Annotated in this window: 17 protein-coding genes; 12 read left to right on the forward strand and 5 right to left on the reverse strand. The window is 70.6% G+C overall.

The genetic code is table 11. The features are described from left to right. Positions 1-10: 10 nt before the first annotated feature. Positions 11-2,488: a TPR repeat region-containing protein gene (locus ACFO8M_RS03915; RefSeq protein ID WP_387970753.1), complete on the reverse strand. Its 2,478-nt coding sequence runs from the start codon at positions 2,486-2,488 to the stop codon at positions 11-13. A gap of 31 nt (positions 2,489-2,519) precedes the next feature. Then, positions 2,520-2,834 carry a hypothetical protein gene (locus ACFO8M_RS03920; protein WP_387970756.1) on the reverse strand — a complete coding sequence of 105 codons (315 nt, stop codon included), beginning with the start codon at positions 2,832-2,834 and terminating at the stop codon, positions 2,520-2,522. Between the two features lie 277 nt (positions 2,835-3,111). On the opposite strand from ACFO8M_RS03920, the gene ACFO8M_RS03925 reads away from it, so the two are divergent. The 9 genes from ACFO8M_RS03925 to ACFO8M_RS03965 all read left to right on the forward strand — a co-directional run bounded on the left by ACFO8M_RS03925 (position 3,112) and on the right by ACFO8M_RS03965 (position 13,466). After that, on the forward strand, positions 3,112-3,462 hold the full coding sequence (locus tag ACFO8M_RS03925) for a hypothetical protein (protein ID WP_387970759.1): 351 nt from the start codon (positions 3,112-3,114) through the stop codon (positions 3,460-3,462). Positions 3,463-3,476: 14 nt separating this feature from the next. After that, positions 3,477-3,779: a WXG100 family type VII secretion target gene (locus tag ACFO8M_RS03930; RefSeq protein WP_387970761.1), complete on the forward strand. Its 303-nt coding sequence runs from the start codon at positions 3,477-3,479 to the stop codon at positions 3,777-3,779. Continuing rightward, positions 3,776-4,126, forward strand: coding sequence for an ABC transporter permease (locus ACFO8M_RS03935; RefSeq protein ID WP_387970763.1), 351 nt, complete (start codon positions 3,776-3,778; stop codon positions 4,124-4,126). Before ACFO8M_RS03930 ends, ACFO8M_RS03935 begins: the two co-directional genes overlap by 4 nt. A gap of 24 nt (positions 4,127-4,150) precedes the next feature. Beyond that, the gene (gene eccD / locus ACFO8M_RS03940) at positions 4,151-5,482 is read left to right on the forward strand and encodes a type VII secretion integral membrane protein EccD (protein ID WP_387970766.1); all 1,332 of its coding nucleotides are present in this window, start codon (positions 4,151-4,153) and stop codon (positions 5,480-5,482) included. A gap of 1 nt (position 5,483) precedes the next feature. Next, a complete protein-coding gene (eccCa, locus tag ACFO8M_RS03945) occupies positions 5,484-9,452 on the forward strand; it encodes a type VII secretion protein EccCa (RefSeq protein ID WP_387970769.1) in 3,969 nt (1,322 codons plus the stop codon). A 70-nt stretch (positions 9,453-9,522) separates the two neighbouring features. Further along, positions 9,523-10,269: an SDR family NAD(P)-dependent oxidoreductase gene (locus ACFO8M_RS03950; protein WP_387970772.1), complete on the forward strand. Its 747-nt coding sequence runs from the start codon at positions 9,523-9,525 to the stop codon at positions 10,267-10,269. Between the two features lie 3 nt (positions 10,270-10,272). After that, positions 10,273-11,685, forward strand: coding sequence for a metallophosphoesterase (locus ACFO8M_RS03955; protein WP_387970774.1), 1,413 nt, complete (start codon positions 10,273-10,275; stop codon positions 11,683-11,685). A gap of 142 nt (positions 11,686-11,827) precedes the next feature. Continuing rightward, positions 11,828-12,529 (forward strand): alpha/beta fold hydrolase, encoded by a 702-nt coding sequence (locus ACFO8M_RS03960; protein WP_387970777.1) that lies wholly within the window; start codon positions 11,828-11,830, stop codon positions 12,527-12,529. A gap of 127 nt (positions 12,530-12,656) precedes the next feature. After that, positions 12,657-13,466, forward strand: coding sequence for an isocitrate lyase/PEP mutase family protein (locus ACFO8M_RS03965; protein WP_387970780.1), 810 nt, complete (start codon positions 12,657-12,659; stop codon positions 13,464-13,466). A 224-nt stretch (positions 13,467-13,690) separates the two neighbouring features. On the opposite strand, the gene ACFO8M_RS03970 is transcribed toward ACFO8M_RS03965, so the two are convergent. Then, positions 13,691-14,329: a TetR/AcrR family transcriptional regulator gene (locus ACFO8M_RS03970; protein WP_387970782.1), complete on the reverse strand. Its 639-nt coding sequence runs from the start codon at positions 14,327-14,329 to the stop codon at positions 13,691-13,693. Positions 14,330-14,391: 62 nt separating this feature from the next. On the opposite strand from ACFO8M_RS03970, the gene ACFO8M_RS03975 reads away from it, so the two are divergent. Next, positions 14,392-15,759 (forward strand): MFS transporter, encoded by a 1,368-nt coding sequence (locus ACFO8M_RS03975; protein WP_387970785.1) that lies wholly within the window; start codon positions 14,392-14,394, stop codon positions 15,757-15,759. A gap of 198 nt (positions 15,760-15,957) precedes the next feature. On the opposite strand, the gene ACFO8M_RS03980 is transcribed toward ACFO8M_RS03975, so the two are convergent. Beyond that, complete coding sequence (locus tag ACFO8M_RS03980) at positions 15,958-16,518, reverse strand: CGNR zinc finger domain-containing protein (protein ID WP_387970788.1); 561 nt, start codon at positions 16,516-16,518, stop codon at positions 15,958-15,960. Positions 16,519-16,603: 85 nt separating this feature from the next. Between ACFO8M_RS03980 and ACFO8M_RS03985 the strand changes: the two genes are divergently transcribed. After that, positions 16,604-17,470 carry an alpha/beta fold hydrolase gene (locus tag ACFO8M_RS03985; protein WP_387970790.1) on the forward strand — a complete coding sequence of 289 codons (867 nt, stop codon included), beginning with the start codon at positions 16,604-16,606 and terminating at the stop codon, positions 17,468-17,470. Between the two features lie 12 nt (positions 17,471-17,482). Here the strand turns inward: ACFO8M_RS03985 and ACFO8M_RS03990 are convergent, their stop codons facing one another. Then, positions 17,483-17,929 carry a PaaI family thioesterase gene (locus tag ACFO8M_RS03990; RefSeq protein WP_387970793.1) on the reverse strand — a complete coding sequence of 149 codons (447 nt, stop codon included), beginning with the start codon at positions 17,927-17,929 and terminating at the stop codon, positions 17,483-17,485. Positions 17,930-18,094: 165 nt separating this feature from the next. On the opposite strand from ACFO8M_RS03990, the gene ACFO8M_RS03995 reads away from it, so the two are divergent. Next, positions 18,095-19,453 carry a GH39 family glycosyl hydrolase gene (locus tag ACFO8M_RS03995; protein ID WP_387970795.1) on the forward strand — a complete coding sequence of 453 codons (1,359 nt, stop codon included), beginning with the start codon at positions 18,095-18,097 and terminating at the stop codon, positions 19,451-19,453. The last annotated feature ends 28 nt before the right edge of the window (positions 19,454-19,481 follow it).

Consider the following 19,481-nt stretch of genomic DNA (forward strand, 5'->3'; position numbering starts at 1 on the left):
TGGGGGCGGGCTATTCGGTCTGGCCCTGGGAGACGTCTTTGCGCTGCTGCTCGATGTCCTGGATGAAGTCCTTGTAGCGCTGGAACAGCTCCGGGTCGCGCTCGATGAGCCGTTCGAGACCGGTGATCACCCTGTCCTGGCTGACCCGCCGGTCGCCGAGGTCGGGGTCGTTGGCGAGCAGCAGGTCCTTCACGGAGCGCAGGTCCTGGGCGTCCTTGGGACCGGCCACCAGCTGCGGTTCGACTTGGCGGACGTCGCCGATGTCGATGCCGGACTTCGGGTCGCGGGTCATGCCGTCGACGATGCTGTAGCCGACTTCCATCTTGATGTCGTCGAGCGAGCGCGTGACGCCTTCGTCGTAGGGCGCGGTGCCGTCCTTCCAGACGATGTTCTCGGCCCTGGCGACGCCCGGGCCCCACTTGCCGAGCTCGAAGCCCTCGTTGACGACCACTTTCCAGCCGCTGTGCAGGGCGCTCGCCCCGGGGACTTCGAGGGCGATCTCCTTGGCGATGGTGAAGCCGGCGGCCATCCAGGCGGCCTGGCGGTTCGCGTCGGCGGTCTGCCCGGCGGCGTCCTCGCCGGCGTCGGCCTGCGCGGCGCGGAAGGCCGCGTCGACGTAGCCGAGCAGTCGACCGGAGGTCCGCGCGTGCTCGCCCGCCTCGGCGCCGTCGGCCCAGCCGGGCATGCCGCCGGTCTCCAGGTACATGTGGGCGTAGGCGGCTTGGGCGAGGTCGTCGCGGGCCTGTTCGTCGCCCATGACCAACTCGAGGAAGCGGACCCGGCTCCCGGTTTCGAGGTCGAGCGGTGCCTCACCGCCCCAGTCGACGCCGGTCTCCTTGACCGGTGAGGCGGCGAAGGCGTCGAGGAAGGCGATGGCCGAGCGGCCCATGGCCTGGGCGACGGCCGGGTTCGCGGCGCCGATCGGGGCGGCCTCGTAGTCGCCGATCTCGCCGAAGTGGTCGCTGAAGAACTCGTAGCCCGACTCGTCCCATGGCCCGACGGGCTTCTCGTCGGTCATGATGCCGAACATGGCGGCGAACGACTCGGTGGCCGACTTCGCCAGTTCTTCGTCCTTGCCGACCGCGGCGTCCGGGATCCAGTCGATGAGTTTCGCGGCGGTCTTGCCGTCGTCCTCCCATTGGTGGCCGAACAGGCCGCGCAGCACCGATTCGGCGGTGTGCTCCTTGTAGTAGGGGTGCTGGAGGTCGCCGGTGAGGATGGCCGCGTTGGCGTCGGTGTTGGCGAGCGAGTGGTCGAGGATGGTGCGGGCGGTGCCTTCGCCGATGCTGAAGCCGCCCGCCTCGCCGTCGAGGTGCTCGGAGACGGCGATGGTGAGCGCGGCCGAGAAGTCCTTGCCGCCCCGCATGTACGCCATGCCCTGGTAGTCGATGGCGTCGAACATGGTCGCGAGCGCGCGCAGTTCGTCGCCGTCGTGGTGTTGGGGCTTGAGGTCGGATCCTTTGCCCTTGCCGCCGATGTAGGCGTCCACGAAGTTCCGCACCGAGTCGGGGAGGCGGCCGGTGCCGCCGCCGAGCTTGTCGTTGGAGACGGCGAGGAGGCCGCCGCCCATGCCGGCGAGGACGAGTGCCTTGTCGGCGTCGGTCCAGTAGGTGTCGTCCAAGAGGTCGGGCATGTTGAAGACGCTCTTGTCGATCGCGCCGAAGAACCGCTCCAGGTACTCCAGTTCGCCGGCGGACAGCTTGCCTTCGCCGATCGAGTCGAGGTGGTGGGCGCGCTCGATCAGTGCCTTGAGGACGCCGAGTTGGCCGCGCAGTTCCGGGGGGAGGTCCTCCACCCGTCCGTTCTTGAGGGCGTCGAGCAGGTCATCGCCGAGGACGCCGCCCCAGTCGCCGGTCAGCGGCATGGGCGCGTTCATCCCGAACACGCTGAACAGCGCCCAGGAGTCGACGCCCCCGCCGGTCGCCATGGCGCGCAGGTTCTCTGGGGTGGGGCCCTCTTTGAGCATGCCTCCCGCGTCGGCGGCGTCCCCTTTGAACTTCTCGTAGGCGGCGTTGGCGGCGTCGTTCATCTCGGCGAGCTTGAGTCCGCCCGCGTAGGCGGTGGCGTCGGCGGTCGCGGCTTCGCGTTCGGCCGGGGTCAGGTTGGGAGTCGTGCCGCCCACCTGGGATTCGCGGATGCCGAACTTGTCGTTCACGGCCTCGGCCCACTCGCGGTTGAGTTTCTTGACGGCCGCTTTGAACTCGCGGACCGAGGCGGCCCAGCGGTTGGTGACCGCCGAGCCCCAGACGGCGCCTTCCATGGCGGCGGTCGCCGCGGTCAGGAATTCGCCGCCGCGCTGCTTGATCGGCTCGGAGACCAGCTCGCTGAACTCGACGGCGGTCGTGTTCATCTTCGCGACCACGTCGGTGCCCTGACCGAGGATGCGTCCACTGTGGTTGTCGAGGCTGCGCGCGGCGTCCTCGAGTGCGTCCTCGTTCGCGGTGGTGGTCGGAGGATCGAAGCTGCCGAGGGTGGGAATTGCGGCCATCTGGTTCGCCCTCTCCGTCGTGCGGGGGTGGTCAGGGATTGATGGTGGGAGGAGTCGGCCGCGGGACGTCGAGGAGGTAGCCGCCGCGGTTGTCCTGGTCGGTGGTGGTGCCGTCGGTGACGGTGATCTTGGCGTTGCCGCCGACGCTCTCGCCGTGGTCGGCGGTCTTGGCGAGGTCGGTCGACCAGCGCTCGCCGAAGTCCTCGTAGCCGCCGGTCACCTCGGGCTCCCCGGCGGCGGCGATGCAGCCTTCCAGGGTGCCCATGAGGTCGCCGCGCAGACTGCCGTAGCTCTCGGCCAGGGTCATGGTCTCGTTGCCGCCGGCGCTGGCCTGATTGGGGTTCATGCCCAGGTAGTCCATTGGTCCTCCAGGGGGGTGCGGACTCACGACTGCGGCCAGCGTACCGAAAAGCCGTGAGGATTGGAATAACGTCAGATGAACTGACTTTATCGGTGTTCGTTGGGGCGCAATGGAAGTGGCAAGATGATCTTGGAGTGGCGAATGCGGTGGCTGGTGTCCAGAGTGGTTTGATCCGGTCTTTACTTACGCTTTACTTCCATGCCAACATGAACCGATACGCTCCACGCACGGGCCATCCGCACCCTGATCAAGGAGGACCCCCATGGCCGGAATAGGGACCGAATTCGGGCTCACCGAAGCCAACGCCCTCAACCTCAGCGCCAACAACCACTCCGTCTCCGTCGACGAACTGTTCGGCGACCTGCGCGCCCTCATCACCGAGATGGAAGAGGACGTCAACGCGCAGGGCGGCAACGCGCTCGCCGCCTTCCAGACCGCGAAGGCCGAGTTCATCACCGCTTACAACGCCCTCGCCGACAAGTACGGCGTCAGCTCCATGGCGCAAGGCGCCACCAGCACCGACGGCTTCACCACCGACGACGCGAACGAAGGCGGCTACGCCGGAGCGCAGGGCGGCCTGCCCGGCATCAAGCCGATCACCATCCAGGTCTAGAAGGGACTGTCCACATGCCTACTTCTCCTTACGAGCTCTACGGCAACGTCGGCAACCTCCAGAACCTGGCCGGCGTCCAGCACACCTACCGCGGCCGCTTCGAAGCCATCCTCGGCCAGATCCAGGGACACGTCAGCACCGTCCAAGGCAAGTGGGTCGGCGCCGGCACCGAGGGCTTCGGCACCTTCAACACCCAGACCTCCACCGAGTTCACCGACGTCCAGACGGCCTTCAACAAGCTCGCCACCGCCACCGACGACGCCGGGTCCAACTGGCAGGGCGCCATGGCCCGCATCAACTCCCGGTGGGGCGGGTGACCTCGGAGTCCCCCCAAACCCCCGCGCGATCGGCCGAACCCGGCACCGACCTCGCGCCGATGGCCATGCGGCGCACCGGCCAGAGCGAGCGCTACGTGCTCCAGGCCGCCGCGCTGCGCCGCCGCCAGCTCCGCGCCGCCGTCCTCTACGGCTCGGCGCGGAGCTGGCGGCAGCGCCAACCCCTGTGGCCCGCCGCGCTCATCGGCGCGATCGCGGTGGCCCTCGTTGTCGCCGCCTTCGCCGTCGCCAACGCCTTCGAGAAGCAGAAGCAGCGCGAAGCCGAAGAAGAGGCCGAACGCAACTCGACCGTCTCCGTGTCCATAATCGCCACCGCCCACCCGTCCTGAACACCCCTACCTGAAAGTCCCGCCTTGCCCGGTCGATACAGCACCGTCACCGTCGTCGGCCCCCGCGCCACCCGCGACCTCGCGCTCCCCGACGACCTCCCCGTCGCCGAACTCCTCCCCGAACTCCTGCGGCACACCGGACCCGAGGAACCCGACGAGGACGGCACCGGCTGGGCACTGTCCACCGTCGACGGAACGACCTTCGCCCCCGCCGAGACCCTGGGCGACCACCCCGTCGCCGACGGCGGCATGCTCCTCCTCCACGACGCCACCGCCGCCGCACTCCCCGACACCGTCGAGGACGTGCGCGACGCCGTCGAAGACGCCGTGGACGCCGGCGGCGCCCGCTGGGAAAGCGGCACCGGACGCCTCCTCGCCGTCGGCACCGCCGGACTCCTCGTCGCCGCCGCCGCGTTCAGCCCCGGCGCCGACGCCGCGATCCTCCTCACCGGCGGGCTCGTCTGCCTCCTCGCCGTCCTCATGGCCTGGTGGTCGGCCCGCCAGCACGACCTCATGACCCACCTCGCCCTCACCGGCGGCGTCCTGTGGGCCGGACGGGTCGGCTACGTCGCGGTCGGCGCCCTCGCCCCCGACGGCGCCGCGCACCCCGCGACCCGCATGATCGGCGCCGGGATCGCCGCCCTCGCCCTCATCGTCGCCGCCCGCGCCGGAGCCCGCCTCGCCACCGCCTACGCCGTCGGCCTCGCCTGCGCCCTCGGCCTCAGCGCGCTCGCCTGGTCCCTGTGGGCCCACATGGGACTCTCCGCGGTCCGCGCCCGGACTCTCATCATCCTCATCGGACTGTTCGCGCTCGCTCTCGTGCCCCGTCTGTCCATGTCCTCCGCCGGGCTCTTCGCCCTCGACCGCGACGTCCGCGCCGGGGACGCGACCACCGACGTGCACCTCGCGCGCCGCCTCGAAGCCACCGACGCCCGCCTCACCGGCGCCGTCTGCGGCATCGCCGCGACCACCGCAGCCGCCGCCGCCCTCCTCGCCGCCAACGGCGACACGTGGGCCGCCCTCATGGGCACCGGCGCCGCGCTCGCACTCCTGACCCGCTCCCGGATCTTCGAACTCGTCCGCCACGTCGCCCCGCTGCGCCTGGCCGGCATGGCCGCACTCGCCTGGGCCGCATGGCGATGGATCGGCGCCTCCGAACCGCTCCTGGCCTGGCTCCCGGCGCTGGCGGTCCTGGCCGGGCTCGCGTACGTCTCAGTCGCCAGTGTGTCGCGTTCGGCGGTGTCGGCCGCGTGGTGGCGGCGGGTCGTGGCCGTAGCCGAGACGATCCTGGTGGCCGGGATGATCGTGCTCGCCGGGCACCTCTCGGGCCTGTACGCGATGATCAGCGGGGTCTGACATGGGCACCGACGTCGTCCGCCGACCCGCCCGGCGCCCCGCACCCGAGGTCTCGACCGAGCCGATCACGCTCGCTTCGCCTCCGGCCCTCGGCGAGCCGCCGTCGGCGGCGATGGGCGCGCCGATGCTCATGATGCCGCTCATGTCCGGCTCGGGCGCGATGATCATGGTCCTGTCGAACCTCCAGCGGCCCCTGTACGCCACCGCGGGCCTGCTGATGCTCGTCGCCAGCGTCGCGATGGGCGTCGTGCTGTTCGCCGCGATGCGTTCGGGCCCCAGGCGAAAGCTCCGGCAGGAGCGCGAACGCTATCTCGACTACCTCGAGGACGCCCGGCACACCATCCGCGAGGCGGTGAAGGCCCAACGCGACCATGCGGCCCGCCGCCACCCGCACCCCGGGCTGCTGCTCGGTCTCGCGTGCGATCCGGGCCGCCGGTGGGAGCGCCGCGGCACGGACACCGACCTGCTCACCGTCCGATGCGGACTCGCGGCGGTGCCGCTGAGCCGCGCCCTGTCACTGAGAATCGACGAGCAGAACCCACTCACCGTGTACGACCCGGTGTGCCAGTCGGGTGCCGAAGAGCTCGTCGACCAGTACGCGCGTCTGGCCGACCAGCCGCTGACGCTCGAACTCGGCGCGGTGGGGGACACCGCGATCGTCGGCGAGTACGCGCGCTCGCGCGCCGCCGCCCAGGCGATGCTCGCCCAGCTCGCGGTCCTGGTCGCCCCCGAGGATCTGCGCGTGGCGATCGTCGCCTACCCCAGCGTCGCTCCCGAGTGGACGAACCTGTCGTGGCTGCCGCACCTCCTCGCCGACCCGAACGCGACCGAGACACCCGTGCCGCTCATCTGCTCCACCACGGCTGAACTCACCGAACTCCTCGCCGAGGACCTCGCGCTGCGCGCCGCCGAACTGCGCCGCCGCCGCGGCGGCCCGCCCGGGCCCGGTTCGCGCCGCCTCCTCGTCATCGTCGACGGCGAGCACCAGGTGTCCCTGCCCGGCCTGCTCGCCGATTTCGAAGCGCCGCAACTGCTCGGCGTCCACATCTGGACCCTCGTCGCCGAGCAGCGCCAAGAACCCGAGCACACCGCCGCACGCATCAAAGTGGACGCCGAGTCGGTCACCGTGACCCGCATCGAACGCACCGACGGCAGCGTCGCAGAGACCGCGTTCTCCGGCCGCCCCGACCGGCTCGACGCCGCCGACCTCGCCGCCATAGCCCGGGCCCTGAGCCCCTGGCGGCTCGCCCTCGACGACGTCTCCCGCGCGTTGTCGGGGGTACACGGCCTCGCCGACATCCTCGGCGTCGCCGACCCGGCCGAAGTGGACTGGCAGCGGACCTGGGCCCCGCGCGAGGAGTCCGCGCTGCTGCGCGTCCCCTTCGCCGTCGACGCCGACGGCCGCCCCGTCGAACTCGACCTCAAGGAGTCCGCGCTCGGCGGCATGGGCCCGCACGGCCTCATCGTCGGCGCCACCGGCTCCGGCAAGTCCGAGGCCCTGCGCACCCTCGTGGCCGCGCTCGCGGTGCGGCACCCGCCCGAGCGCCTCGCGCTGCTCACTGTGGACTTCAAGGGCGGCGCCACGTTCGCCGACTGCGACGCCCTGCCGCACAGCGCCGGGGCCATCACCAACCTCGCTGACGACCTCGGGCTCGTCGACCGCTTCGCCGAGGCGCTGTACGGCGAGATGTCGCGGCGCCAGCAACTGCTCAAGGACGCCGGGAACCTCCCGAACGTCCACGCCTACCACAAACAGCGGCAACAGCATCCGGACTTCGAACCGCTGCCGCACCTGCTCGTGATCATCGACGAGTTCTCCGAGCTCCTCACCGCCAAGCCCGACTTCTCGGACCTGTTCGTGGCCGTCGGCCGGATCGGCCGCTCCATCGGCGTGCACCTGCTGCTCGCCACGCAGCGGCTCGAATCGGCGCACCTGCGCGGCCTCGAATCGCACCTGTCGTACCGGATCGGCCTGCGCACCTTCTCCGAATCCGAGAGCCGCGAGGCCATCGGCGTGCCCGACGCCTACCGGCTCCCGCCCGAACCCGGCTCCGGATACCTCAAAGTGGACACCACGATCTTCACGAGGTTCAAGGCCGCCATGGTCTCCGGCAAGTACACGCCGCCGCGAGAAGAAGCCGAGCGGACCCTGCCCGTGCTGCCGTGGCCCGTGCCGCCGATCGTCAACGTCCTCGACACCCTCGCCGCCACCGCCACTGCAGTACGTGGCGCGGGGGAGCAGCCCGACGCCGAACACAGCGTGCTCCGCGTCCTCGTCTCCTCCCTCGCGAGCGCCACCGAGACCGACGGCATCGACCGCGTCTGTCCAGTGTGGCTCCCGCCCCTGCCCGAAGCCCTCCCGCTCTCCGCCGTAGCGGGCGAACCGGCCGATCTCGACGGCACCGTGAAAGCCGTGCTCGGCCTCCTCGACCACCCCCGCGAGCAACGCCAAGACCCCCTCGAATGGGAACTCTCGGGCGCGGACGCCAACCTCGTCGTGCTCGGCGCCCCCGGCTCCGGCAAGTCCACGCTCCTGCGCACCCTCATCGCCGGACTCGCCCTGCGCTACCCGCCGAACGCCCTGGCCGCCTACGTGATCGACTTCGGCGGCGGCGCCCTCGGCAGCCTCACCGCGCTGCCGCACGTCGCCGTCGCCGCCGGCCGGGCCGAACCCGAGCTCGTCGCCCGCACCCTCGCCGAGGTCCGCACCCTCCTCGACACCCGCGAGACCCTCATGCGACGCAACGGCATCGACTCCGCGGCGGGCCTGCGCCGCGCCGCCGCCGACGGCACCGTCGACGTCCCGGGCGACCTCGTGCTCGCCGTCGACGGCTGGGGCGGCCTCACCGAAGCCAACGACGACGCCAACGACCTGCTCATGGAGATCGCCTCCCGCGGCCCCGCGCTCGGCGTCCACGCCGTGCTCACCGCCGTGAACTCCTCCCAGGTGCGCGCCCGCCTCGCCGCGTCCTTCTCCGGACGCATCGAACTGCGCCTCGCCGACGCCTTCGACTCCGGCATCGACCGCAAACTCATCGAGGAACTGCCCAAAGAGGTCCCCGGCCGGGTCCTCACCTCCGACAAGCGCTTCGGGCACATCGCCCTCCCGCGCATCGACGACCAGTCCTCCATTGAGGACCTCGCTGACGGCTTCGCCGACCTCGCCCGCGAAGTGCGACGCCGCTGGCCCGGACCCGGCGTCAACGCCGTCAAAGCCCTCCCGGTCGACGTGGGCCTGCACGAACTCGTCCCGCCCGTCCCGGCCCCGGCCAGCGGCGACCCGTACGCGCTCGCTCCCGTTGTGGGCGTTGCCGAAAGCGACCTCGGACCCGCAGTGATCGACTTCGCGACCGACCCGCACCTCGTCGTCTTCGGTGACACCCAGACCGGCAAGACCACCCTCCTGCGCGGCATCATGCGCCAGATCGTGCGCCGCCCCAGCACCGAAGCCGGCATCTTCCTCGTCGACTACCGCCGCTCCCACCTCGAAGAAGTCCCCGAAAACCACCTCGTCACCTACTGCAACACCGCCGCCCACGCCGCCCAGAACGCCGCCGAACTCGCCGAGGCCCTCAAGAAACGCCTCCCCGGGCCCGACGTCACGCCGAAGCAGCTGCGCGAACGCGACTGGTGGACCGGTCCCGAGATCTTCGTCGTCGTCGACGACTACGACCTCATCGTCACCTCCGCCGGAAACCCCTTGGCGCCCTTGACCGAACTCGCCGCCCACGGTGCCGACCTCGGCCTCCACCTCATCCTCGCCCGCCGCACCGGCGGCGCCAGCCGCGCCGTCTACGAACCGCTGCTGCGCCAGGTCTGCGACATGTCCAGCCCCGGACTGCTCTTCTCCGGCGACCGCCTCGAAGGCCGCCTCATCAACGGCACCGCCAGCCGCCAACTCCCACCCGGCCGCGCCCTCCTCGCCCGCCGCGGCCGAAACCCCGACCTCGTCCAGATTGCCCGCCCCTGACAGACGAAGCGCACGGGACGCCGCCGAGCTAGCATCGCTGCGGCAACCCGAATCCAGAAGGAGACGCACCATGACGCGCACAGTGGTGGTCAGCGGCGGAGGCACCGGCATCGGCTACGCGGTCGCCGAACGATTCGCAGCAGACGGCGACCAGGTCATCCTGGTCGGCCGCCGCGAGGACGTGCTCACCGAAGCCGCCCGCAAGATCGGCGACCAAGCCTCCCATGTAGTCGCCGACCTCACCGAAATCGAAGGGGCCGAACGCGTCGCGAAGCACGCGGCCGACCATCACGGCACAGTGGACGTGATCGTCGCCAACGCGGGCGGCAACATCGGCATCCAAGCCCCCGAACAGGTACCCGAAGGCCTCGCCGGGGTCTCCTGGCTCTGGACGGAGAACCTGCGGCTCAACGTCATCACCGCCGTCCACCTCGTGGAAGGCCTCAAGCCGCACATCGCCGACGACGGCCGCATCCTCCTGTTCAGCTCCATCGCCGCCTACCGCGGCAGCGGCTCGGGCAGCTACGCCGCCTCGAAGGCCGCACTGCACCCGTACGCGATCGACCTCTCGACCGAGCTGGGCCCGAGGGGGATCACCGCGAACGTGATCGCCCCCGGGTACATCCAGGACACCGAGTTCTTCGGCGCCGGAATCAGCGAGCAGCGCCGCGCCTGGAACATCGACCTGACCCACAGCAAACGCCCCGGCACCCCCGCCGACATCGCCGCGCTCGCGCACTGGCTCGCCGCTCCCGAAGGGGGCAACGTCACCGCGCAGATCATCCAGTCCAACGGCGGCGCGCTGGCCGGGCGCTAGGGGATGGCCTTCGCCTGGTTCATCGTCCGGCTGCTCGCGGTCACGGTCGGGTTCGCCGCGCTGCACGGGTATGTGTGGTGGCGGCTGTGCCGGGATACGACGAAGCCGGGTTCGAAGTGGCGACCGATCGGCGCGGTGGTGCTCGGGGTCTTGGCGGTCTTCGGACTGCTCGCGCGGTTCTTTTCGCCGTCTGAGGCTCCGATGGCGTTCCAGGAGTGGGTGGGCTGGCCGGGCTGGATCTGGTTCGGGATCTTCATGTACCTGTTCGGCCTCCTGGTGGTCGCCGAGCCGGTGCGCTGGTTCCTCCTGCGCCGCAAACGAATCGAGGGCGCGGGCGTACGAGCAGCCGATCCCGATCCCGATCCCGATCCCGATTCCGATTCCGATTCCGATTCCGATTCCGAGGCTGACCCGCAGGCCTCGACCGACTGTCGGACCCCCGAGCCATCATCGAAACGGGGAGCCCCGCGCGACAACACCCCCGACCTCGGGGGTCAGACCCCGCCGGATCGTCGGACCCGCGCGTCATTCTTGAAACGGGGGGTCCCCGGACCCGACACACCCGGCCTCGGGGAACGGACGCACACGCGCCGCCTCGTCGTCTCCCGGGCGATCGGGTTGAGCGCGTCCGTGCTCGCCCTCGGCACAGTCGGGCACGGCCTGTACGAGGGTTACCGCACTCCACCGCTGAAGGCCGTGACCGTGCCGCTCTCCCGTCTCCCACGTCGATTCGACGGGTACCGGATCGCGATCGTCGGCGACACGCACTTCTCCGCGCTCCGCGGGCGCGGCTATTGCGAACGCGTGGTGGAGCGGATCAACGGGGTGCAGGCGGACCTCATCGCGTTCGTCGGCGATCTCGCCAGCAACGAGGCCGACCAGATCCGCGAGGCCACCGACCCGCTCGCGAAACTCCAGGCCCGCGACGGGGCGTTCTTCGTAGCTGGAAACGCCGAGCACTATGTGGGCGCTGAGGAGTGGTACGACCGCGTCGCCGAGCTCGGCATGACAGGCCTGCCGAACACGCGGGTCGAGCTGGCGGGCTTCGACCTGGCCGGCGTCAACGACCTCATCGTGGAGCAGCGCCACCTCGTCGACGAGACCGGCCCCGATCTCGAAGCGGCCCTTGCCGACCGCGACCCCGAGCGTCCGGTGATCCTCATGGCGCACCAACCGAACATGATCGATCGCGCGCTCGGCTACGGCATCGACCTCCAGCTCTCGGGCCACACCCACGGCGGCCAGATGTGGCCCGTGCACTACCTGTCGCAGCTGCGCAGCGGCCAACTCACCGGCCTTGAGGAGTACGAGGGCACCCCGGTCTACGTCACGAACGGCGCGGGCACGAACGGCCCCCCGATCCGCGTGGGCGCCGACGCCGACATCACGGTCATGATCCTGCGAGCGGGAAACTAGCGGCCGCAAGGCTTCGAACTGTCGTACCCCTGCGTCACCATCGAATCGGGGGCCCCGCGCCGACACTCCCGACCTCGGGTGCCGGAGCCGTCTCCCGCGCGAACGCGGGGAAGTTGTCGGACCCCGCCGTTATGGTCGGGGCATGGACATCATCCTCATCCCCGGTTTCTGGCTCGACGCTTCCTCCTGGAGCGAGATCACCCCCGCGCTGGAGAAGGCCGGGCATCGCACGCACCCACTCACGTTGCCCGGCATGGAATCCCGCGATGCCGACCGAAGCGGCATCGGCCTGCGCGACCACGTCGACGCGGTGGCCGCGGCGGTCGACGCGATCGACGGTCCGGTCGTGCTCGTGGGCCACTCCGGCGGCGGCGCGGTCGCGCACGCCGTTGCCGACGCCCGGCCCGACCGCATCGACCAAGTGATCTATGTGGACTCGGCGCCGCTGGGCCCGGGCGGTGTGATCAACGACGAGCTGCCGGTGGTCGACGGCGAGATCCCGCTCCCGGACTGGAACGTGTTCGAGGACGAGGACCTGGTCGACCTCGACGACGAACTTCGCGAAGCCTTCCGCGCCAGGTCCATCCCGACCCCGAAGAACGTCGCCTTCGACAAGCAGGTGCTCGGCGACGAGCGCCGTTTCGACGTGCCGATCACGCTCATCTGCTGCGAGTTCGGCAGCGCCATGGTCCGCACGTGGATCGAGCAGGGCGTGCCGTTCGTGAAGGAGATCGCCACGGTCAAGGACGTCGCCTACATCGACCTGCCGACCGGCCACTGGCCGCAGTTCACCAAGCCGGCCGAGCTGACCGAAGCGATCCTCTCTGCGGTAGGACGGGCTTGACCGGACTCGCTCGACGTTGATGCCGAGGCGATCGTCTCGGCGGTAGGCCGTGCTCGACAGGCGCCGCTCGACGGTAATGTCGTTTTTCGGCCAGCCATGAAGCGACATCGCTGCTTACATTGTCGACATGACGAACCAGACCGCCGCCCGCTTCCGCTCCCTCCACGCCACCCCGGCCCTGCGCCTTCCGAACTGCTGGGACGCCGCCAGCGCGGCGGTCATCGCCGCCGCGGGCGCGCCCGCCGTCGCCACGACGAGCGCCGGGGTCGCGTGGAGCCTCGGCCGTGCCGACGGCGACGCGCTCGACCGAGATGCGGCCGTGGACGCCATCGCGCGGATCGTGCGTGTCGTGGACGTGCCGGTGACCGCCGACATCGAGTCCGGTTACGGTGCAACGCCGAAGGAGGTCGCGGTGACGCTCGCGGCGGTCGCCGAGGCCGGTGCGGTCGGCGTGAACATCGAGGACACGGTCGCGGAGGTTCCGGGTTCGCTGCGGGACCTCGCCGAGCAGGTCGAGCGTCTGGTCGCGGCGCGGGAGGGCGGCGGGCCGGACCTGTTCATCAACGCGCGCATCGACATGTACCTGGCGGGGATCGGCGCGGAGGCCGACCGGTTCGACGCGACGGTCGCCCGTGCGGAGGCGTACGCGGAGGCGGGTGCCGACGGCATCTTCGTGCCGGGCGTGTCCGACCCGGCCGTGATCGCCGCGCTGGTCGAGGCGATCCGGTTGCCGCTCAACGTGATGGCCGGCCCGGGCGCACTGGCGCCGTCCGAGCTCGAACGCCTCGGTGTCGCCCGCATCAGCCTCGGCCCGGGCCTCGCCACGGCCGCATACGAACTGGCCCGCAAGGCCGCCATCGGCTTCCTCGAAGCCGACTCATACGAGGCGGTCGAAGGCGGCATCGCATACGGCACCATGAACGCCCTCCTGGCCTGACGGCATCACGCGCCGCGCAACTCGGAGAGAATGTCGGACCCCCGCGGCACCCTTGTGTCCGGGGGTCCGAACGCGCGGCGCACCCGAGCTCGGGTGCGGGACGAATCGGTCCGGCCCCGAAAACGTCGGACCCGCAGGGCACCCTTGTATTCAGGGGCGCCGGTTTGCGACGCACCCGAGCTCGGGTGCGGGACGAGTCGGACGAGTCATTGCGTCCCTTGCCTTCAGGTTTCGTCTCCGGTGTTCGTCTCATCCGGGCGGAGTGCGGCTTGGGCGAATGACAGCACATGCCGGCGCATGATCTCGGGGTTCTCGCTCTCGTCGGCGCCGAGGATGAGCCGCGACAGCTGCGGCACGACGCTCGGCCAGGCCGCGAGGCCGATGAGGATGAACAGGGTCGGGGCCGCCTGCAGGCGGCCTTCGGCCGCGCCGAGTGACTGTTCGAGCGCCTTGACCTTCTCCCGATAGCGCACCCGCCGCTCCGCCTCTCCGGGGAGCGGCTCGGTGCGGTAGTGGAGCGCCTCCCACAGCAGCAGCCGCAGCAGCTGGGGGTGGAGGCGGTGGAACTCGTGGACGCGGTCGACGTATTCGACCAGGTCCTCCCCGGCGGCGAGCGGCACGGCCTCCGCGAGTTCGTCGAGCGCGTCGTTGACGACCGCGTCGAACAGGCCTTCCTTGCTGCCGAAATAGCCGTAGACCCGCTCGCGGTTGACGCCCGATCGGGCGGCGATGTCGGAGATGCGGGTATGGGCGAGCCCGTGTTCGGCGAACACCTCCCTGGCGGCTTCCAGGAGTTTCTCGCGGGTCGTCAACGGTGACGGGCTCGCGCTGGTGTCGCGTATGCGAAGTTGTGAATCCGACATGAACGTAACAATACTCCAACTCTGTTGTTGATCAACAAACGAGTTGGTGGTCTAATGAAGTCATGAGCCAGGAAGCCCAAGTTCGTCCCGTCGCACGGCCCAGCGGCGACGAAGGCCGTGACCAGCACTGGGCCCCCACCGGTCGCACGCTCGTCCCGCTGGCCTCGGCCGGCGTCTTCGTAGTCGGCCAGCTGTACGTCGTCATCCCCCTGCTCGGGGAGTTCGCCGCAGGCTGGCAGTCCGGCAGTGCCGAGACCGCCTGGATGGTGACCGCGTTCGGCTTCGCCTACGCGTTCGGCTTCCTCTTCTCCGGCCCCGCCGCCGACCGGTTCGGCCGCCGCCGCGTCCTCCTGATCGGCCTCGTCGCCTCCGCCCTCGCCACCGCCGCCGTCGGCTTCGCCGACGGCCTGGCGTCCGGCCTCACCCTGCGGGCGGTCCAAGGCTTCACCTCGGCGTTCTTCGCCCCGGCCGCGCTGGCCTACGCCGCCGAGCGCATCGCCCCGCCCCGCCGGCCGATCGCGCTGACCACCATGACCAGCGGCTTCATCGCGTCCGCGATCATCGCCCAAGCCGCCGCCACCCTGCTGTTGCCGGAGCTCGGCTGGCAGTCGCCGTTCTTCGGCGGCGCGGTGTGCGTGCTCGCGCTCGCGGCGATCCTCTTCTTCGTCCTCGAGCCCGACCCCGACCGCAAGGGCGCCGCCCGCGTGAACCCGCTGGGAGCCATGGCCCACATGCTGCGACGCCGCGACACGCTCCTGCTCTACCTCGCGACGGCAACCGTCCTCTCTGGATTCGTCGCGGTCTACACAGGACTCGAGACGGTAGGACCGGACGGCCTGTCGGGCAACCCGCGCGCGATGCTCGCCCTGCGCGCCTCCGCGCTCCCGGCCTTCCTCGCCGCACCCTGGATCGCGGGACGCCTGCGCCGCTTCGCACCCACGACGCGAGTGGTCGGCGCGCTGGCCGTGGCCGCAGTCAGCGCGTTCGCGGCCGCCGCGGCCTCCGGGCTCGGGGTCTGGGCGATCGCGGTGTGCCTGCTCGTCTTCGTCGCCGGGATCGCTTTGGCGGCGCCGGGACTCATCGAGGCCGTCGGCTCGGCCGCGGGCCCGGCTCGGGCGGCCGCCACCGCGCTCTACACGTTCACCCTCTTCGTCGGCGCGAGCCTCGGCCCCCAACTGGCCGCCGCCGTCGACGGCGCCGGCTTCATCGGCGTCTGCCTTGCCGCCGGAACGCTTCTCGCCGTGGGGGCGATGATCGCCCTCGCAGCGCGCAACACCAGGAAACAACATGCGTTAGGGCCGCAACACGCCAGGCCCGGCGACCGTGGCGGTCTCCGGGGCACCGTGATCCGCCGCCAACCGGACGGCTACCGCCTCGGCGGACCCCACGCCACCGTCGTCGCCGACCGCGACTGCCGCCCGCTCGGCTAGACCTGTCTCCGGCAGAACGACGGGCGGTACCGGCCCCGAGAGCCGCCTGATCCGCCGGCGCTTTACGCCGACGACCTTGCCGTGCAGTGGATCAAGCCGCACGACGAAACGGTGACGGATGCGGACGGGGTCCGCACCATCACCGGCATGAAGGTCAAGACCCGGCACGCCGACGGCACCTGCGCTGGTCCCGTCTCGCTAACGCGCGGCCTTGCGGCGCTCGTAGTGGCGGGCCACGCGGACGCGGTTGCCGCAGCGCTCGGGGGAGCACCACTGGCGCCGCGGATGGGCTGGCACGAACAGCAGCACACAGTCTTCGGCGCCGCAACGGCGCAGCTTCGCGACAGCCGGGTCGGTGAGCAGATCGATGGCGGCCTGGGCGAAGTCGGCGGCGAGCCGGTCGGCGGTGGTGCCCTCTCGTTGCACGCTCGCCACCACTGCGCCTGCGTCCCAGTCGAGTCGGGTGCGGTTAGGCGCGGCGTTCACCGCTGCCGCGAGTCCTCCCAGACTCGACTCCGGCGGTCGCCGACCCTCGACCAGCGCGCCGAACGCGGCCGCGGCGTGATCCCGAACGGCCAGCACCGCTTTGAGCGCGGCGCGGTCAGCCGTCACCCCGCCGAACTCCGGGTGCCGCTCGGCCTCCAGTGCCAGCCAAGCGCCCAATTCCTCCGGACCGGCCAGCAGGTCCCCGTCCGCGGTCACGGTGTTCACCAGATCGATCGCCGGCGGCTCGCCGACCAGTGGTGTCGTCGCATTCATGGGGCTAATGCTACATGGATTCAAGTATGCGTTAGCATTCTGTCCAGAAGCTAATGCATAAACGAATCAAGAAAGCATGTGAATGATGAACCGGTTCCCCTCGATCCACTACGGCCGCATCGACGTCGACGGCGTCGAAGTCCACTACCGCGAGTCCGTGCCCGAACGGCCCGACGCTCCCGTCCTGCTGCTCCTGCACGGCTTCCCCTCCGCCTCGCACCAGTTCCGGCGCCTCATCGACGCGCTCGGCGCCGACTACCGGCTCATCGCCCCCGACTACCCGGGCTTCGGCGAGACCGTCGCCCCCGAGGACTTCACGTACACCTTCGACCGCCTCGCCGACATCGTCGAAGGCTTCACCGACCGCCTCGGCCTGCACCGCTTCGCCATGTACCTCTTCGACTTCGGCGCTCCCGTCGGCCTCCGGCTCGCCGAACGCCGCCCCGACCGCGTCACCGGCCTCATCGTCCAGAACGGCAACGCCTACCTCGAAGGCATGTCCGAGGCCGCCCGCGACTTCACCGCGCTCAGCCCGGAACAGCCCGGCGCCGAGGACACCGTGCGCGGCCTGCTCGCCTTGGAGGGCACGCGATTCCAGTACGAGACCGGCACGCCCGACCCCGGCCTGATCGCTCCCGAGAGCTGGACCCTCGACCAGCACTACCTCGACCTGCCCGGACGCAAGGAGGCGCAGGTCGCGCTGGCGTTCGACTACAAGTCGAATGTGGAGCGATACGCCGATTGGCAAGCGTGGCTGCGGAAGTACGCGCCGCCGACGCTCATCGTCTGGGGCACGGGCGACCCGTTCTTCACCGAAGCGGGCGCCCGCGCCTACCTCCGTGACCTGCCCGAGGCCGAACTGCGTCTGTTCGACGCCGGCCACTTCGCCCTGGAGACGCACCTGGCCGAGATCGCCCCGCTCATCGCCGAGTTCCTCGACCGGGACCGGTAAGGAAGCGGCGCTTCAGCCTTGCGGCGCTTCGCGGATCATGCAGGTGAGACGGCCGGTGCAGACGCGCCGGCCCTCTTCGTCGCTCACGACGATCTCGTAGGTGGCGGTCGATCGTCCACGGTGGATCGGGGTCGCGACCCCGGTGACCGTGCCGGACTTGACTCCGCGGTGATGGGTCACGTTGAGGTCCACGCCGACCGCGATGTTCCCGGGCCCGGCGTGCAGCATCGAGCCGACCGACCCGAGCGTCTCGGCGAGGACCGCCGAGGCCCCGCCGTGGAGCAGGCCGTACGGCTGCCGGTTCCCCTCGACCTCCATCCGCGCGACCACCCGCTCAGGGGCGGCCTCGAGCACCTCGATCCCCATGCGATCGCCCAGTTCACCGGCGGAGAACAGCTTGTCGATGTCCATGCCCGCACCGGCGAACCGGTCGCGGACCTCAGGGGGAAACTCGGTCATGTCTGGCGGCTCCGTTCCATGTGCGGCACGTCGTCGTGTCGTCGGTGAGCACAGTTTAGGCCGGTCCCGAGAATTCACGGCCACGTCGCCTCCGACAGTGCTCTTCGGACATCGATCGTGGGAGAATCGCGGGCACCACATCCCTTGGTACGAAAGGCCACCGGCTTGAACAGCATTCGGCTGCACCACCCCCGCACCGCCGCGATCGGCGGTTTCGCCGCCCTCATCCTCGCGGGCGCCGCCGCCTGGACCCTCGCTCCCGACGCGGGCGCCGACGAACCCGCGATCACCGTCGACTTCACCACCCCCGTCGCCCAGATCGAGCCCGGCGACCTCGGCGCCTCCATCACCGGTTACGGCGGCCTCAACTACATCGTCAACAGCCCCGACCACCGCGCCGCCATGGCCGCGCACGACTTCGGCGTGCTGCGCATCGAACTCGAGTACGCCGTCCCCGGCGACCACACCAGCCGCATCGTCTGCGGCGGGGACTGGTGCCACACCGAGTACGACGGCGACCAGTGGGTCGAGGCGATCCGCTCCCTCGGGGCGGAGCCGATCCTCGTGCTCCCGGCCGAGACCGGCGACGCCGTCGCCCTGTTCGAGCACTTCAACGCGCAGGCGCCGATCACGAGGGTCATCGTGGGCAATGAACTCGACGCCGGGGTGCCGCCCAAGATGGACGCCGCCACCTACAGCGCCCGCTTCAACGAGATCGCCGCCGCCCTCCACACCCTCGCCCCCGCGGTAGAAGTCGGCGGCCCCGGCACCGCCCACAACAACATCGACTACCTCACGACATTCCTGGCCGCCTCCGGCCAGCACGTCGACTTCGTGGACTACCACGACTACGGCAAGGGCGGCGAGGCCAAGACCGCCGAGCAGCTCCTCGCCGAGGTGGCGAACTACACCACCGACATCGCCCAGGTCCGCGGCCTCATCGAGGCGGCCGTTCCGGCCCGCGCCGCCGAGATCGGCATCCAGATCGGCGAATGGAACATGGACTGGGCCGACCCGAGCCCGGCCTGCGCGTCGATGACCACGCACCTGCCGACCGTCTGGGGCGCGGCGACCCTCGGCACCATCCTCGAATCCGACGCCACCGCACTCGCATACGGCGACAAGAACGGCTGCCTCGGCCTCACCGGTGAATGGGGCGAGGGCACCGGCGCGGACTTCGTGGACATCAACGAGCCCTTGCCGCTCTACCACGGCATCGGCATGTTCACCGGCGAAGGCCTCTTCCGCTCCTTCGGAACCACGATGGTCGCGACGACCAGCCCCGATCCGCTCCTGTACACGTTCGCCTCGACCGGGGACAAGAGCGTCGTCATCGTCAACACCGGCACGTCGGCCGTGACCATGGACGTCGACTTCACCGGGCTCGACGCCGGAACGGCGGCGGTCTGGCAGACCACCGACGCCCAGCGCGAACCCCACGAAGCCGGAACGGCCGCGATCGCGGGCGGCACGACCACGGTCGAACTGCCGGGCCGCTCGGTGACCACGCTCGTCATCGGCTGACCGGCAGGAAGTCCAGGGCCGCAGGCGC

Origin of the sequence: Glycomyces rhizosphaerae (assembly GCF_042647865.1) — a bacterium.
Classification (GTDB): Bacteria; Actinomycetota; Actinomycetes; order Mycobacteriales; family Micromonosporaceae; genus Glycomyces; species Glycomyces rhizosphaerae.

Bases quoted from the DNA above. Each gene is read 5' to 3' on its own strand.
- ACFO8M_RS03930 (WP_387970761.1), top strand. From the start codon at position 3,477: ATGCCTACTTCTCCTTACGAGCTCTACGGCAACGTCGGCAACCTCCAG.
- ACFO8M_RS03915 (WP_387970753.1), bottom strand. From the start codon at position 2,488: ATGGCCGCAATTCCCACCCTCGGCAGCTTCGATCCTCCGACCACCACC.
- ACFO8M_RS03965 (WP_387970780.1), top strand. From the start codon at position 12,657: ATGACGAACCAGACCGCCGCCCGCTTCCGCTCCCTCCACGCCACCCCG.
- eccCa (WP_387970769.1), top strand. From the start codon at position 5,484: ATGGGCACCGACGTCGTCCGCCGACCCGCCCGGCGCCCCGCACCCGAG.
- ACFO8M_RS03980 (WP_387970788.1), bottom strand. From the start codon at position 16,518: ATGAATGCGACGACACCACTGGTCGGCGAGCCGCCGGCGATCGATCTG.
- ACFO8M_RS03975 (WP_387970785.1), top strand. From the start codon at position 14,392: ATGAGCCAGGAAGCCCAAGTTCGTCCCGTCGCACGGCCCAGCGGCGAC.
- ACFO8M_RS03955 (WP_387970774.1), top strand. From the start codon at position 10,273: ATGGCCTTCGCCTGGTTCATCGTCCGGCTGCTCGCGGTCACGGTCGGG.
- ACFO8M_RS03990 (WP_387970793.1), bottom strand. From the start codon at position 17,929: ATGACCGAGTTTCCCCCTGAGGTCCGCGACCGGTTCGCCGGTGCGGGC.
- ACFO8M_RS03920 (WP_387970756.1), bottom strand. From the start codon at position 2,834: ATGAACCCCAATCAGGCCAGCGCCGGCGGCAACGAGACCATGACCCTG.
- ACFO8M_RS03950 (WP_387970772.1), top strand. From the start codon at position 9,523: ATGACGCGCACAGTGGTGGTCAGCGGCGGAGGCACCGGCATCGGCTAC.
- ACFO8M_RS03985 (WP_387970790.1), top strand. From the start codon at position 16,604: ATGAACCGGTTCCCCTCGATCCACTACGGCCGCATCGACGTCGACGGC.
- ACFO8M_RS03970 (WP_387970782.1), bottom strand. From the start codon at position 14,329: ATGTCGGATTCACAACTTCGCATACGCGACACCAGCGCGAGCCCGTCA.
- ACFO8M_RS03960 (WP_387970777.1), top strand. From the start codon at position 11,828: ATGGACATCATCCTCATCCCCGGTTTCTGGCTCGACGCTTCCTCCTGG.
- ACFO8M_RS03925 (WP_387970759.1), top strand. From the start codon at position 3,112: ATGGCCGGAATAGGGACCGAATTCGGGCTCACCGAAGCCAACGCCCTC.